The sequence below is a fragment of the Microvirga thermotolerans genome (assembly GCF_009363855.1).
In the GTDB taxonomy this organism is placed as follows: Bacteria; Pseudomonadota; Alphaproteobacteria; order Rhizobiales; family Beijerinckiaceae; genus Microvirga; species Microvirga thermotolerans.
Genome location: NZ_CP045423.1, coordinates 2,106,169 through 2,118,603, shown reverse-complemented (window position 1 = coordinate 2,118,603; position 12,435 = coordinate 2,106,169). Strand labels below are relative to the sequence as shown.

Annotated in this window: 8 protein-coding genes; 4 read left to right on the top strand and 4 right to left on the bottom strand. The window is 67.8% G+C overall.

All coding sequences use genetic code 11. The features are described from left to right. Window positions 1-20: 20 nt before the first annotated feature. The gene (locus GDR74_RS09770; RefSeq protein WP_152586137.1) at window positions 21-1,664 is read left to right on the top strand and encodes a Na/Pi cotransporter family protein; all 1,644 of its coding nucleotides are present in this window, start codon (window positions 21-23) and stop codon (window positions 1,662-1,664) included. On the opposite strand, the gene GDR74_RS09765 is transcribed toward GDR74_RS09770, so the two are convergent. Continuing rightward, window positions 1,665-1,877 (bottom strand): hypothetical protein, encoded by a 213-nt coding sequence (locus tag GDR74_RS09765; RefSeq protein ID WP_152586136.1) that lies wholly within the window; start codon window positions 1,875-1,877, stop codon window positions 1,665-1,667. A 127-nt stretch (window positions 1,878-2,004) separates the two neighbouring features. Here GDR74_RS09765 and gcvA point away from each other — a divergent pair, with 127 nt between their 5' ends. Next, window positions 2,005-2,928, top strand: a complete 924-nt coding sequence (gene gcvA, locus GDR74_RS09760) for a transcriptional regulator GcvA (RefSeq protein WP_246179342.1) — start codon at window positions 2,005-2,007, stop codon at window positions 2,926-2,928. A 34-nt stretch (window positions 2,929-2,962) separates the two neighbouring features. Here gcvA and mdoH read toward each other — a convergent pair whose 3' ends face one another. Together mdoH and GDR74_RS09750 are read right to left on the bottom strand one after the other, a co-directional pair. Further along, complete coding sequence (mdoH, locus tag GDR74_RS09755) at window positions 2,963-5,155, bottom strand: glucans biosynthesis glucosyltransferase MdoH (protein WP_152586134.1); 2,193 nt, start codon at window positions 5,153-5,155, stop codon at window positions 2,963-2,965. After that, a complete protein-coding gene (locus GDR74_RS09750; RefSeq protein WP_246179327.1) occupies window positions 5,131-6,699 on the bottom strand; it encodes an OpgD/OpgG family glucan biosynthesis protein in 1,569 nt (522 codons plus the stop codon). The genes mdoH and GDR74_RS09750 overlap by 25 nt, the downstream gene beginning before the upstream one ends. A gap of 193 nt (window positions 6,700-6,892) precedes the next feature. On the opposite strand from GDR74_RS09750, the gene glmU reads away from it, so the two are divergent. Further along, on the top strand, window positions 6,893-8,266 hold the full coding sequence (glmU, locus tag GDR74_RS09745; protein ID WP_152586133.1) for a bifunctional UDP-N-acetylglucosamine diphosphorylase/glucosamine-1-phosphate N-acetyltransferase GlmU: 1,374 nt from the start codon (window positions 6,893-6,895) through the stop codon (window positions 8,264-8,266). A gap of 108 nt (window positions 8,267-8,374) precedes the next feature. After that, the gene (gene glmS / locus GDR74_RS09740; RefSeq protein ID WP_152586132.1) at window positions 8,375-10,201 is read left to right on the top strand and encodes a glutamine--fructose-6-phosphate transaminase (isomerizing); all 1,827 of its coding nucleotides are present in this window, start codon (window positions 8,375-8,377) and stop codon (window positions 10,199-10,201) included. A 73-nt stretch (window positions 10,202-10,274) separates the two neighbouring features. On the opposite strand, the gene recG is transcribed toward glmS, so the two are convergent. Beyond that, entirely contained in the window at window positions 10,275-12,392 is a 2,118-nt protein-coding gene (gene recG, locus GDR74_RS09735) for an ATP-dependent DNA helicase RecG (RefSeq protein ID WP_152586131.1), read from the bottom strand. Window positions 12,393-12,435: the final 43 nt, after the last annotated feature.

Below are 12,435 nucleotides of genomic sequence, written 5' to 3'. Positions count from 1 at the left end.
CCGCACCCCTTGAGGAATGAATGTCCGCCACCGCCGTCCTGATCCATCTCCTCGGAGAGATCGCCCTGCTTCTGTGGGGCATCAACATGGTCAACAGCGGGGTCCAGCGCGCCTTCGGGAGCGACCTGCGGTGGATCCTCGGCGTCGGCCTCAGGACGCGGCTCCGGGCCTTCCTCGCAGGCCTCGGCGTCACCACCGTGCTTCAGAGCAGCACGGCGACGGCGCTCATGGTGGCCTCCTTCGCGGCGGGCGGAGCCGTGGACCTCGTGCCGGCGCTCGCCGTCATGCTCGGGGCGAACGTGGGCACCACCCTCATCGTCCAGGTGCTCTCCTTCGACATCACCCTGATCTTCCCCGTTCTGATCTTCGGCGGCTACATGGGCTTCCGCAGGGGCTCCTCGAGCCGGGCGAGGGACCTCGGCCGCGTCGTCATCGGCCTCGGCCTGATGCTGCTCTCGCTCCATCTCCTCACCGAGACGATCCGGCCGATCGAGTCCTCGGTGGTGCTCAAGAGCCTCCTGGCCTCCATCGCGCCGGATCCGCTCATCCTGGTCCTGCTGGCGGCGGCCTTCGCCTGGGCGGCCCATTCGAGCGTCGCGGCCCTGCTCTTCATCATGTCGCTCGCCTCGGCCGGGGTGATCGATGCGCATTCCGCGCTCGCCATGGTGCTCGGCGCCAATCTCGGCAGCTCGCTCAACCCGCTTCTGGAAGGCACGGGCGGCGACCCGGTGAAGCTCAGGGTTCCGTTCGGGAATCTCGCGATGCGGGTTCTCGGCTGCGCCGTGGCGCTGCCGCTGATCGGTCCGCTCCTTGCGGTCATGAACCTGTTCGATCCGAACCCGGCGCGGCTCGCGGCCAATTTCCATACGCTGTTCAACGTGGCCCTGGCGTTCCTGTTCATCCTGCCGCTGCCGTGGATCGCCGATCTCCTCTTCAAGCTGTTCCCCGAGAAGGTTCGGGCATCCGATCCCGGCGTGCCGCAATACCTCGACAGCGACGCTCTCGACACGCCTTCCGTTGCGCTCTCGAATGCGGCGCGGGAGGTGCTGAGGATGGCCGACATCGTCGAGACCATGCTGCGCGGCTCCCAGGACCTGTTCCACGAGGGCGACGTCTCCCGGGTGGAGGCCATCAGCAGGACGGACGACGTGATCGACCGCCTCTACAGCGCCGTGCGCCGCTACCTCAGCTCCATCAATCACGAGGCCCTGAGCGACGAGGAGGCGAAGCGCCTGTCGGACATCCTGGCGTTCGCGATCAACCTGGAGCACATCGGCGACATCATCGACAAGAACCTGATGGAGCTTGCGGCCAAGCGCATCAAGAACCACCTGCGCCTGCCCAAGGACAGCCTCAAGGACATCGACGACATGCACGCCAAGCTCCTCGAGCATCTCCAGCTGGCGGCCTCCGTCCTGATGTTCCAGGACATCGGCTCGGCCCGCCGGCTGGTCGCGGAGAAGGAGCGCTTCCGCGACCTGGAGCGGGCCATCACGCAGCGCCACTTCGAGCAGCTGCGCTCCGGCAAGACGGTGGGCGATACCTCCGCGCTCCAGCTCGACATCGTGCGCGACCTGAAGCGGATCGAGGCGCATATCGCGGCGACGGCGCACTCCCTACTCGAGCAGAGCGGGGATCTGAAGCCGAGCCGCCTGAGCTCCTGATCAGAAGGTCAGGCCCCGGTCCTTGAGGCTCTGCCAGTCCAGGTAGCGAACGGGCTCCGGTATCCCGATATCCTCTCTCTCATGATCCGACAGATGGCTGAGATTGGTGATGAGCGGCGTTTTCCGGGGCCGGGGCGCAGGCATCAGCCACAGCCTCAGGCGCAGCCAGACGCTCTCGACGCCGCGGAGGCGGCGCGAATCCTCGTATTTCATGGCGATTCATCCGATTGATAGGGCGGGGCAGCGCTGCCCCTGCGACGACCCTGAAGATGCGCCTCGAGCCGATCCTTGACAAAGCAAAAGGCAGATGGCTGGCATAAGGCAGCCTTATGGAATGGCCATGTCCAAACTTCCTCCCATGAGCGCCGTCCGTGTTTTCGAGGCGGCGGCGCGGCACGAGAGCTTCACGCGCGCCGCCGAGGAACTCGGCATGACCCAGGCGGCGGTCAGCTATCAGATCAGGATGCTCGAAGACCGGATCGGCGCGCCGCTGTTCACCCGGCATCCCCGGAACGTCAGGCTGACGGAGCGGGGGCGGCAGCTCGCTTCCGCCGTCACCGAGGCCTTCGACCTGCTGCGCGCTGCCTTCGCGGGCATCGACGAGACGGTCCAGGCGACCCTGCGGATCACAACCCTCGCCACCCTGGCGGCGAACTGGCTCATTCCTCGCCTCGGGCGCTTCCAGCAGCTGCACCCCAACATCGCGGTCCAGGTGCACGTCGACCAGCACATCCTGGATTTCACGGAGCACGATTTCGACGTCGGCATCCGCAGCGGCCAGGGTGTGTGGCCGGGATTGGAGGCCCAGCTGCTGTTCCCGAACCAGTTCACGCCCGTGTGCAGTCCGGAACTGGCGGGACGGGTCCATCTGCGCGAGCCGCTCGACCTGCTCAAGCTGCCGCTGATCGCCCCCAGCGACCCCTGGTGGAAGGAATGGTTCGAAGCCGCCGGAATCCCGGACGTCGACCTGTCCGACCGGCCGGACTATTACCTCGGCACCCAGCAGTATGACGGAATGGCGGCGATGGCCGGACAGGGGGTCGCCCTGGTGAATCCCTACTTCTTCCGGGCGGACCTCGCCGCCGGCCGGCTCGTGCAGCCGTTCGATCTCGTCGTGACGGCGAATCGCAGCTACTGGCTGGTCTACCCCAAGGCGCGGCGCAGGGCGCCGAAGGTCCAGGCCTTCCGGGAATGGCTGACGAGCGAGGTGGCGAGCGACGCGGAAAAGGCGCTGCCCGCCGGGTCGCGGCAGATCGTGGCCTGACGGCAGCCCTCGCTCGCCGGAAGCGGTCGGACGGCTACTCCGCCGCCCTTGCCTCCAGGCTCGCCGCGGCCCTGAGCCCGACGAGGCGGGTGAGGAGGGCCGGATCCTTGAGAATCGCCATACGCTCCTTGGGCTTGAGCCAGCCGAGCACCTCCTCGACGGTCTCCGCGTCCGCGAGCTTGGCCTCGGCCAGGGCGCGGTCCGTCTCGATCTCGCCGCGCTTGCGGCGGGAGGCGGGCGAGAGCATTTCCACATGGCGCTCGCGCAGCTCCGGATCGCAATAGAGCGCGAGGAGCCCGTCCTGCTCGTCGAAGCCGAAGGATGCGTTGCGCCGTTGCAGTTCGTTCGCGCGCACGGCGATGGGGGGAGGCACATGCTCCTCCGGCGTGCGCAGGAGGCCGAGGCGCTTGAGGGCGAGACCCGCCCCAAGCTGGCCGCTCAGCCACGAGAGGGGGATCGCCAGGAGAAGGCCCAGGATCGTGGGCGACATCCACAGGAAGAGGGAAGTGGCGATCATGAAGGCGGATATCCCGCTCAGGGCGCCGAGAACCGTGTGCCAGCGATGGCGGCGGACGATGTCCTTGAACGGAATGGAGCCGTCGTCCCGGCGCTGCGGCTGCCAGCCCGTGTCCCGCCCGAGCAGGATCTGGAACACCGAACCCGACTGGATCAGCATGAGGATCGGCGCCAGAAGGGCCGAGAGCACCATTTCGATGAGGGTCGACAGAACGACCCGGATCGCGCCCCCCGAAGCCCGCCGCTCCTTTCCGCGCAGCAGGACGAGGAGCATGCCGAAGATCTTCGGCGCGAGCAGGATCCCCATGGTGAGGGCGAAGAGGGCAAGGGCGCGCTCGGGGTCGAACCGCGGCCAGATGGGATAGAGGCGGAAGTCGCGGGCGAAGTATTCCGGCCGGATGTAGGTCGTCTGCAGCACGAGGGCGATACCGACGATGAGCTGGAACAGCCAGAACGGAGACGCCAGGTAGGACATGATTCCCGTGGCGAAGTGCTGGCGGGTGGGCAGCTTGAGGCCCCGCGTCCCGATCACCCGCATGTGCTGGAGGTTGCCCTGGCACCAGCGGCGGTCGCGCGCCGAGAGATCGATGAGGGAGGGCGGGCTCTCCTCGTAGGACCCCTCGAGACTGGGCAGCATGTACACGTCCCAGCCGGCCCGGCGCATGAGCGCCGCCTCGACGAAGTCGTGGCTGAGGATGTGGCCTCCCAGCGGCGGCTTGCCCTTCAGGTCGGGCAGGCCGGCCTGCTCCGCGAAGGCCCGGGTGCGGATGATCGCGTTGTGTCCCCAGTAGTTCCCGTCGCGGCCCATCCAGACCGACAGGCCCATGGCGATCACCGGACCGGTGACCCTCGCCGCGAACTGCTGGAGACGCGCGAACAGGGTGTTGCGGTTGATGATGAGCGGCAGGGACTGGATGATTCCCGCGTCGGGATCCGCTTCCATGGCCGCCGCGAGGCGCACGATGCACTCGCCCGTCATCAGGCTGTCCGCGTCGAGGACCAGCATGTGCTCGTAGTGCCCGCCCCAGCGGGTCACGAAATCGGCGATGTTCCCGGCCTTGCGATGGTGGTTCTTCTCCCGGTGGCGGTAGTAGAACCGGGCCCGGGATCCGAGGCGCCGGCGCAGGTCGAGGAAGGCCCTCTCCTCGGCGATCCACGCCTCGGGGTCAGTGGTGTCGGAGAGGATGAAATAGTCGAAATGGGCTCCGAGACCCGTGGCCTCCACGGATTCGTAGATCGCCTCGATGGCGGCGAAGGTCCGCGCGGTCTGCTCGTTGTAGACCGGCATCACGATGGCCGTGCGGCTCGCCAGGGCCTGCGGAAGGGCCGGCGGAGTCCGGGGCTGCGTCAGCAGCGCGAGGAAGCCGAGGACGGCGCTGGTGAAGGCGAGCGCGATCCACGAGAAGTTGACGGTGAACAGGGCGACCAGCAGCCACTGGAGCACGGTGGTCCGGCTGACCGACACCACCTGGTACATCTCGTAGGTGCCGTAACCGGTCAGGACCAGAGCGCCGCCGAACACGAACAGCCGCGCCAGGTAGGTCGGCCACCGGGGACGCCGCACGATCGGCTTGCGCTCCTGCGAGGCGGACCAGCGCCAGAGCGACTGGGTGGGCATCTCGAGGCGGTTCTCGGGCGGCATGCTGGGTTCTGACCGCCCGGCCGTGGCGTTCTTCGAGTCAGGACCTACGGTGTCCAACGATAAAGCCATGTTTCGCTAATCTGCTTCCCGCCAGCTTCGAGAATGAGACGCATCTCACACGCGTTTTCGTTCCCGGGGTCAAGTTCGAACACGACGCGAACCGCCTTCCGTTCCGGATAAGGCCAGACCTTAAGGTTCTGAAATGAACCCGGGCTGACCGTAAGGACGGATTTAAGGTCCGCGGGAAGATTGTCACCCAACGAATCGCCGGAAAATTCGATGGCGAAGCGCCGCCTCCGGCCGCTCGAACCCCGCCCCACCCGCGTCGACGCGACGGTCGCGAGGGGCGGTCGCTCGGGCGGGGTCCAGCACCAGTACTGGCGGTAGGCGAAGGGCACCTCTGCGCCTGCCGGCATCGGAGCCTTGGGGCGCCAGTAGGCGAGAATGTTGTCGTTGATCTCGGCGTCGGTCGGGATTTCGAGAAGCTGCACGCTGCCCTGCGACCACTCCCCAAGGGGCTCGACCCAAAGGCTGGGCCGCCGCTCGAATCGGTTCTCGTCGTCCTGGAAGGTGTCGAAGGACCGGTCGCGCTGAATGAGGCCGAAGCCCCGGGGGGATTCGTCCACGAAGGCCGAGATCTGCAGCGTTTCCGGATTCTGGAGGGGGCGCCAGAGCCACTCGCCCTTGCCGTTCAGCATCTGAAGGCCGGTCGATTCGTAGACCGCCGGCCGGAAATCGTCCGCATTGCGCCGGTCGTTGGCGCCGTAGAAGTAGGTGGAGCCCATCCCGCCGAGGCCGACGTGATCGAGGTTGACCCTGGGGAAGAGGGTCATCTCCACGTCGACGATGGTCATGTCGCCCGGCCGGAAGGTCATGCGCAGCGCCGCCGAGGCGGATTCGGAGTCGATGATGCCGTGGGCGGTCAGGCTGTTGCTGCCGATGGCCGGCCGCTCGAGCCAGAAGGCCCGGAAGGCCGGAAACTCCTCGCCCTTGGGGTCCGCGGGCTTCAGGGTCAGGGCCCTGGCGATGGCGCCGAAGTTCTGGCCGCGCGCAATGGCGCGGAAAAACGTCGCACCCTGGACGATGGCGAAGTCGAACGGCGGGCCGTCGCTCGACGTGGCGATGAGCCGGAAGCCCGAAAACCCGATGTCGCCGAGATTGGCCGGAACGTTGATGCGGCCGAACTCGAACTTGGACGGCTCGTAGCCGACCCGCCGCACGGCTCCGTCCTCGACGAGGAAGATCTCGACGGTGTTGGTGAAGACGAAACCGCGGTGGAGGGGCTCGACGGCGATTCCCCGGCCCTCGTTCATCCAGATGGGCTGCTGCAGGGACTTGATGCCGATATACTGTTCGTAGTTGAGGTTGGAGAAGACGTCCGGCAGGTCGTTCGGCGGCGCCACGTAAGGCTTCTTGGCGAGCTGCCGCGCGATGTCCGCCACCACGGCGGGATCGAACGGCTGGCCGTTGCCCATGCGGGCCTGGACGATGGCCTGGAAAGTCTGGGCCTGGCTCTGGGCGCGAAGGGAAGGCGCGTATGCGAGGCCGGCGAGGGACACGCCAAGATAGGCCAGCATATCGCGCCGGCGGGGATGGGAAAGACGCGAAGCCATCGGAACCGGCACGGCGATACTCATGAGTGAACAGGGCTGATCAGCCAGAAGTGCGTGAGGCCGTACATATCAGCAAAGCGGGGGAGGAAGGAAACGAATTGGTGGTGTATGCCGCCATTTAGTCATCGGGCAATTGCCCGAACGCCCCGGAATGGGCTAGCAGCCGTTGAAAGCGTCTTTGGATCGAAACCCTATGACATCGTCCATCTCCTCTCCTGCGCCGTCCCGGAGCTGCCTCGCCGTCGTTCTCGCCGCCGGCGAAGGAACGCGGATGAAGTCCTCGAAGCCGAAGGTCCTGCACGCGGTCGCGAACCGTTCCATGCTCGGCCACGTCCTCGCCACGGTCACGGCAGCAGGGGCGGACCGGGTCGCGGTGGTCGTCGGCCCCGACCGTGATGACGTTGCGAAAGAAGCGCGCCGGCACGTGGCGGACGCGGAGATCTTCGTGCAGCGGGAACGGCTGGGGACCGGGCATGCGGTGCTCAGCGCCCGGGAGGCACTTGCGCGCCGGCCGGACGACGTGATCGTGGTCTATGCGGATACGCCCCTCGTGAGCCGGGAGACCCTGTCCCGGCTCAGGGCGCCGCTCGCCCAGGGCGCGGCCATCGTCTGCCTGGGCTTCGAGGCGCAGGACCCCACCGGCTACGGGCGCCTGATCATGTCGGGCGACGAGCTTCTCGACATCCGGGAGCACAAGGACGCGAGCGAGGCGGAGCGGGCGATCCGCCTGTGCAACGGCGGCCTCATGGCCCTGCGCGGCGACATCGCGCTCGCGATCCTCGACAAGATCGAGAACAGGAACGCGAAACAGGAATACTACCTGACCGACGCGGTGGCGATTGCCCGCGCCCTCGGGCACAGGGCCGTCGCCGCCACCGTGCCGGAGGAGGAGGTGCACGGCGTCAACGACCGGGCGCAGCTCGCCCAGGCCGAACGCATGATCCAGGACCGGCTGCGCCAGGACGCCATGGCCGCCGGCGTGACGCTGGTGGCGCCGGAAACCGTCTTTCTCAGCTACGACACGAAGCTCGGTCGGGATGTGGTCGTCGAGCCGCACGTGGTGTTCGGACCCGGCGTCGTCGTCGAGGACGGAGTGGTCGTCCACAGCTTCAGCCACCTGGAGGGCACCCGCATCGCGGCGCAGGCGACCATCGGCCCGTTCGCGCGGCTCAGGCCTGGAGCCGAGATCGGCCCGAAGGCGAAGGTCGGGAACTTCGTGGAGATCAAGAACGCGCAGCTCGGCGCCGGGGCCAAGGCCAACCATCTCTCCTATCTCGGCGATGCGAGCATCGGTGCCGATGCGAACATCGGCGCTGGCACCATCACCTGCAACTACGATGGCTTCGGCAAGTACCGCACGGAGATCGGGGAGGGCGCCTTCATCGGCTCGAACTCCTCCCTGGTGGCGCCGATCAGGATCGGCGCGGGCGCCTTCGTGGGCTCCGGCTCCGTCATCACGGACGACGTGCCGGGCGACGCCCTCGCCCTCGGGCGCGGGCGCCAGGTTATTAAGGAGGAATGGGCCCGGAACTTCCGGATAGAGTCCCAGGCCAAGAAATCGAAGTGATGCTATATGTCACAATCGGTCACGCAAGTTGATTTGAGGTGAGGCACGGGCCTCAGTAGCAGAACCGTAAGCTTAATGGGCGAAAGCCTCCAAGGGACATTGCGTGACATGTGCGGGATCGTTGGAATCGTCGGAAAAGAACCTGTCGCCGGCCAGATCGTCGAGGCTCTCAGGCGGCTCGAATATCGCGGTTACGATTCCGCCGGCGTCGCAACACTTGAGAACGGCCGTCTCGACCGGCGCCGGGCCGAAGGCAAGCTCCGCAACCTGGAGGTCAAGCTCTCTCAGGCGCCGCTTTCCGGCATCGTCGGCATCGGCCATACCCGCTGGGCGACCCACGGCAAGCCCAACGAGACGAACGCCCATCCCCATGCCACCGACAGGCTGGCGGTCGTCCACAACGGGATCATCGAGAACTTCCGCGAATTGAAGGCGGCGCTGGAGGCGAAGGGCATCCGCTTCGAGACGGAGACCGACACCGAGGTGGTGGCGCAGCTCGTCACCTACGAGATGCGGCAGGGCCGGCCGCCCATCGAGGCGGTCGCGGTGACGCTGCCCCGCCTGCGCGGCGCATTCGCCCTCGGCTTCCTCTTCGCGGGCGAGGACGACCTGATGATCGGCGCGCGGCACGGCGCGCCGCTGGCCATCGGCTATGGCGACGGCGAGACCTATCTCGGCTCCGACGCCCTGGCCCTTGCCCCCTTCACGGACGAGATCGCCTATCTCGAGGACGGGGACTGGGCCATCCTGCGCCACCGCAGCGTCGACATCAGGGACGAGAGGGGCCAGCCGGTCCAGCGCCCGCGGCACAAGATCCTCTCCGGCTCGTTCCTCGCCGACAAGGGCAACTACCGGCACTTCATGGCGAAGGAGATCCACGAACAGCCCGAGGTCGTCGGCCGCACGCTGGCGCACTACGTGAACTTCGCCTCGGGACGCGTCGAGCTGCCCTTCGAGCTGCCGTTCGATTTCAAGGACCTGAAGCGCGTCTCGATCTCCGCCTGCGGCACCGCCTATCTCGCCGGGCTCGTGTCCAAGTACTGGTTCGAGCGGCTCGCCCGCGTGCCCGTCGAGATCGACGTGGCGTCCGAGTTCCGCTATCGCGAGGCGCCCATGGAACCCGGCGGTCTCGCGCTGTTCGTCTCCCAGTCGGGAGAGACGGCCGACACGCTGGCATCCCTGCGCTACGCCGGCGCCGAGGGGCAGCACACCGTCTCGGTCGTGAACGTGCCCACGTCGACCATGGCGCGGGAAAGCGCGGTGATCGCCCCGACGCTCGCGGGCGTCGAGGTCGGGGTCGCTTCGACCAAGGCCTTCACCTGCCAGCTCACCGTCCTCCTGTGCCTCGCCATCGCCGCCGGCCGCGCCCGCGGCACCCTGACCGCCGAGGAGGAGAAGACCCTCGTGGACGCCCTGATCGGCGTGCCGGGTCTCATGAGCGAGGCGATGAAGCGGGAGCACCAGATCGAGATCCTGGCGCGCGAGATCTCCAAGGCGAAGGACGTGCTCTATCTCGGGCGCGGCACGTCCTACCCGCTCGCCCTGGAAGGGGCTCTCAAGCTGAAGGAAATCTCCTACATCCATGCCGAGGGCTATGCCGCAGGCGAGCTGAAGCACGGCCCGATCGCGCTCATCGACGAGACGATGCCGGTGATCGTGATCGCCCCGCACGACGGCGTGTTCGAGAAGACCGTCTCCAACATGCAGGAGGTTGCGGCCCGGGGCGGGCGCATCGTTCTCATCACGGACGAAAAGGGCGCGCTCGAAACCGGGCTCGAGACCATGGCGACCATCGTGATGCCCTCGGCGCACCCGGTCGTCGCGCCGATCGTCCACTCGGTCCCGATCCAGCTGCTCGCCTATCACACCGCCGTCTTCATGGGGAAGGACGTGGACCAGCCTCGCAACCTCGCGAAGTCGGTGACGGTGGAGTAGCAGGGCCGAAGGACCCGCGCGGTCGCTTCGGGACGCATCCGTGACGCGGCCCGAAGCGGCGAAGGGTGCACCCTTATCCCGCCCTCAGGAGCCTGATCGCCGCGTCCCGCTCGAAGAGGTAGAGCAGGATGCGCAGGGCCCGGCCCCTTTCGCTGACGAGTTCGGGGTCGCGCTCGACGATCAGCCGCGCGTCGTCCCGGGCGGCGGCGAGAAGGTCGCCGTCGACGTCGAGCCGCGCGAGCTTGAAGCCCGGAAGGCCGGACTGTCGGGTGCCCAGCACCTCGCCTTCGCCGCGCAGGCGCAGATCCTCCTCGGCGATCCGGAATCCGTCTTCCGTCTGGCGCATCATCTCGAGCCGCGCCTGCGCCGTCTGACCGAGAGGCCCCTTGTAGACGAGGAGGCAGGTGGAGGCGCGCGAGCCGCGCCCGATACGGCCGCGCAGCTGGTGCAGCTGCGCCAGCCCGAACCGCTCCGCGTGCTCGATGACCATGACTGTGGCCTGCGGCACGTCGACCCCCACCTCGATGACGGTCGTGGAGACGAGAATCCTGGTCTCGCCCCTTGCGAACCGTTCCATGGCCGCGTCCTTCTCCCGGCCGGGGAGCTTGCCGTGCACCAGCCCGACCCTGTCGCCGAAGACGCTCCTCAGCTCTTCGAAGCGCTCCTCGGCCGCCGCCAGGTCCACCGTCTCGGACTCGCCCACGAGCGGGCAGACCCAGTACACCTGATCGCCGTTGGCGAGGGCGCGTCCGATGGCTCCGACGATCTCGTCGAGGCGTTCGATGGAGATGAGCTTCGTGGCGATGGGCTTGCGTCCGGCTGGCTTCTCGTCGAGCACGGAGACGTCCATGTCGCCGAAATAGGTGAGCGCGAGCGTTCGGGGAATTGGCGTCGCGGTCATCACCAGGATGTCGACCGCTTCGCCCTTCGCTCCGAGCGCGAGGCGCTGGTGGACCCCGAAGCGATGCTGCTCGTCCACCACGGCGAGGCCGAGGTCGTGAAAGACGACGCCTTCCTGGAACAGGGCATGGGTGCCGACCGCGATCTGGATGCTGCCGTCCGCAAGTCCGGCGAGAACGGCCCGGCGTTCCGCGCCCTTGTCGCGGCCGGTCAGCAGGGCGACGGTCAGGCCCGCTTCGCGGGCCATCGGGGCGATCCGCTCGTAATGCTGCCGGGCGAGGATCTCGGTCGGCGCCATGAGGGCGGCCTGGCGGCCCGCCTCGATGGCGCTCGCCATGGCGAGGAGCCCGACCACCGTCTTGCCGGAGCCCACGTCGCCCTGGAGCAGGCGGAGCATCCGCTTGTCCGCCACGAGGTCCCGGCGGATGTCGGCGACGGCCCTTTCCTGTGACCCGGTGAGACCGAAGGGCAGGGCGCGCCGGATCTTCTCCACGAGATGTCCGTCCCCGGCATTCGTCCGGCCCGGCAGGCGGCGCATCCGGCTGCGCACCAGGGCCAGGGCGAGCTGCGAGGCCAGGAGCTCGTCGTAGGCGAGGCGGCGGCGCGGCGGAGCCTTGGCGAGCGCCTCCTCCGACAACGACCTGGCATCCTCCGGCCGGTGGATCAGGGCGAGCGCCTCGGGCAGCGCGGGCAGGGCGTTGCGGGAGATCCAGGCCGGGTCCTGCCATTCGGGCAGGGCCGGAACCCGTTCGAGGGCCGCTCCGACATAGCGCCCGACCATGCGGGACGAGAGCCCCTCGGTGAGGCCGTAGACCGCCTCGACGGCCGGCAGGCTCCCGATTCCCTTCTCGTCGAGGATCCGGTCGGGATGCACCATCTGGCGCATGCCGTCCCAGAGCTCGATCTTGCCCGAGACGTAGCGGCGCTGGCCGACGGGAAGGAGCTTCTCCAGCCGCGCCTTCTGGCCGTTGAAGAAGACGAGGACCACGTCGCCCGTCTCGTCCTCCACCAGAATGCGGTAGGGCGCCCGGCGTCCGGGCGGGGGCGGGCGATGGGCCGCCACGGTGACCGCGAGAGTGACCGGCTCCCCGATGGGTGCATCCGCAATGGAGCCCTTCATCTCCCGGGCGATCCCGCCGCTCGGCAGGTGGAACAGCAGGTCCACGACCCGCGCCGGCCGGCCCGGCTCGCCGAGCAGGCGGTCGAGGAGGGGGGCGATCTTCGGTCCGACCCCGGGCAGGGTGCTCGCAGGGGCGAAGAGCGGATCGAGAATGGAGGGGCGAAGGGACATTCGAACGGGTGGCAAGTCTGGTCAGGATGGTTATATAGCCGCC

What these genes read in the sequence shown, in the direction of transcription:
- gcvA (WP_246179342.1), top strand. Translation starts at nt 2,005, where the DNA reads ATGTCCAAACTTCCTCCCATGAGCGCCGTCCGTGTTTTCGAGGCGGCG.
- mdoH (WP_152586134.1), bottom strand. Translation starts at nt 5,155, where the DNA reads ATGGCTTTATCGTTGGACACCGTAGGTCCTGACTCGAAGAACGCCACG.
- GDR74_RS09750 (WP_246179327.1), bottom strand. Translation starts at nt 6,699, where the DNA reads ATGGCTTCGCGTCTTTCCCATCCCCGCCGGCGCGATATGCTGGCCTAT.
- glmS (WP_152586132.1), top strand. Translation starts at nt 8,375, where the DNA reads ATGTGCGGGATCGTTGGAATCGTCGGAAAAGAACCTGTCGCCGGCCAG.
- glmU (WP_152586133.1), top strand. Translation starts at nt 6,893, where the DNA reads ATGACATCGTCCATCTCCTCTCCTGCGCCGTCCCGGAGCTGCCTCGCC.
- GDR74_RS09765 (WP_152586136.1), bottom strand. Translation starts at nt 1,877, where the DNA reads ATGAAATACGAGGATTCGCGCCGCCTCCGCGGCGTCGAGAGCGTCTGG.
- recG (WP_152586131.1), bottom strand. Translation starts at nt 12,392, where the DNA reads ATGTCCCTTCGCCCCTCCATTCTCGATCCGCTCTTCGCCCCTGCGAGC.
- GDR74_RS09770 (WP_152586137.1), top strand. Translation starts at nt 21, where the DNA reads ATGTCCGCCACCGCCGTCCTGATCCATCTCCTCGGAGAGATCGCCCTG.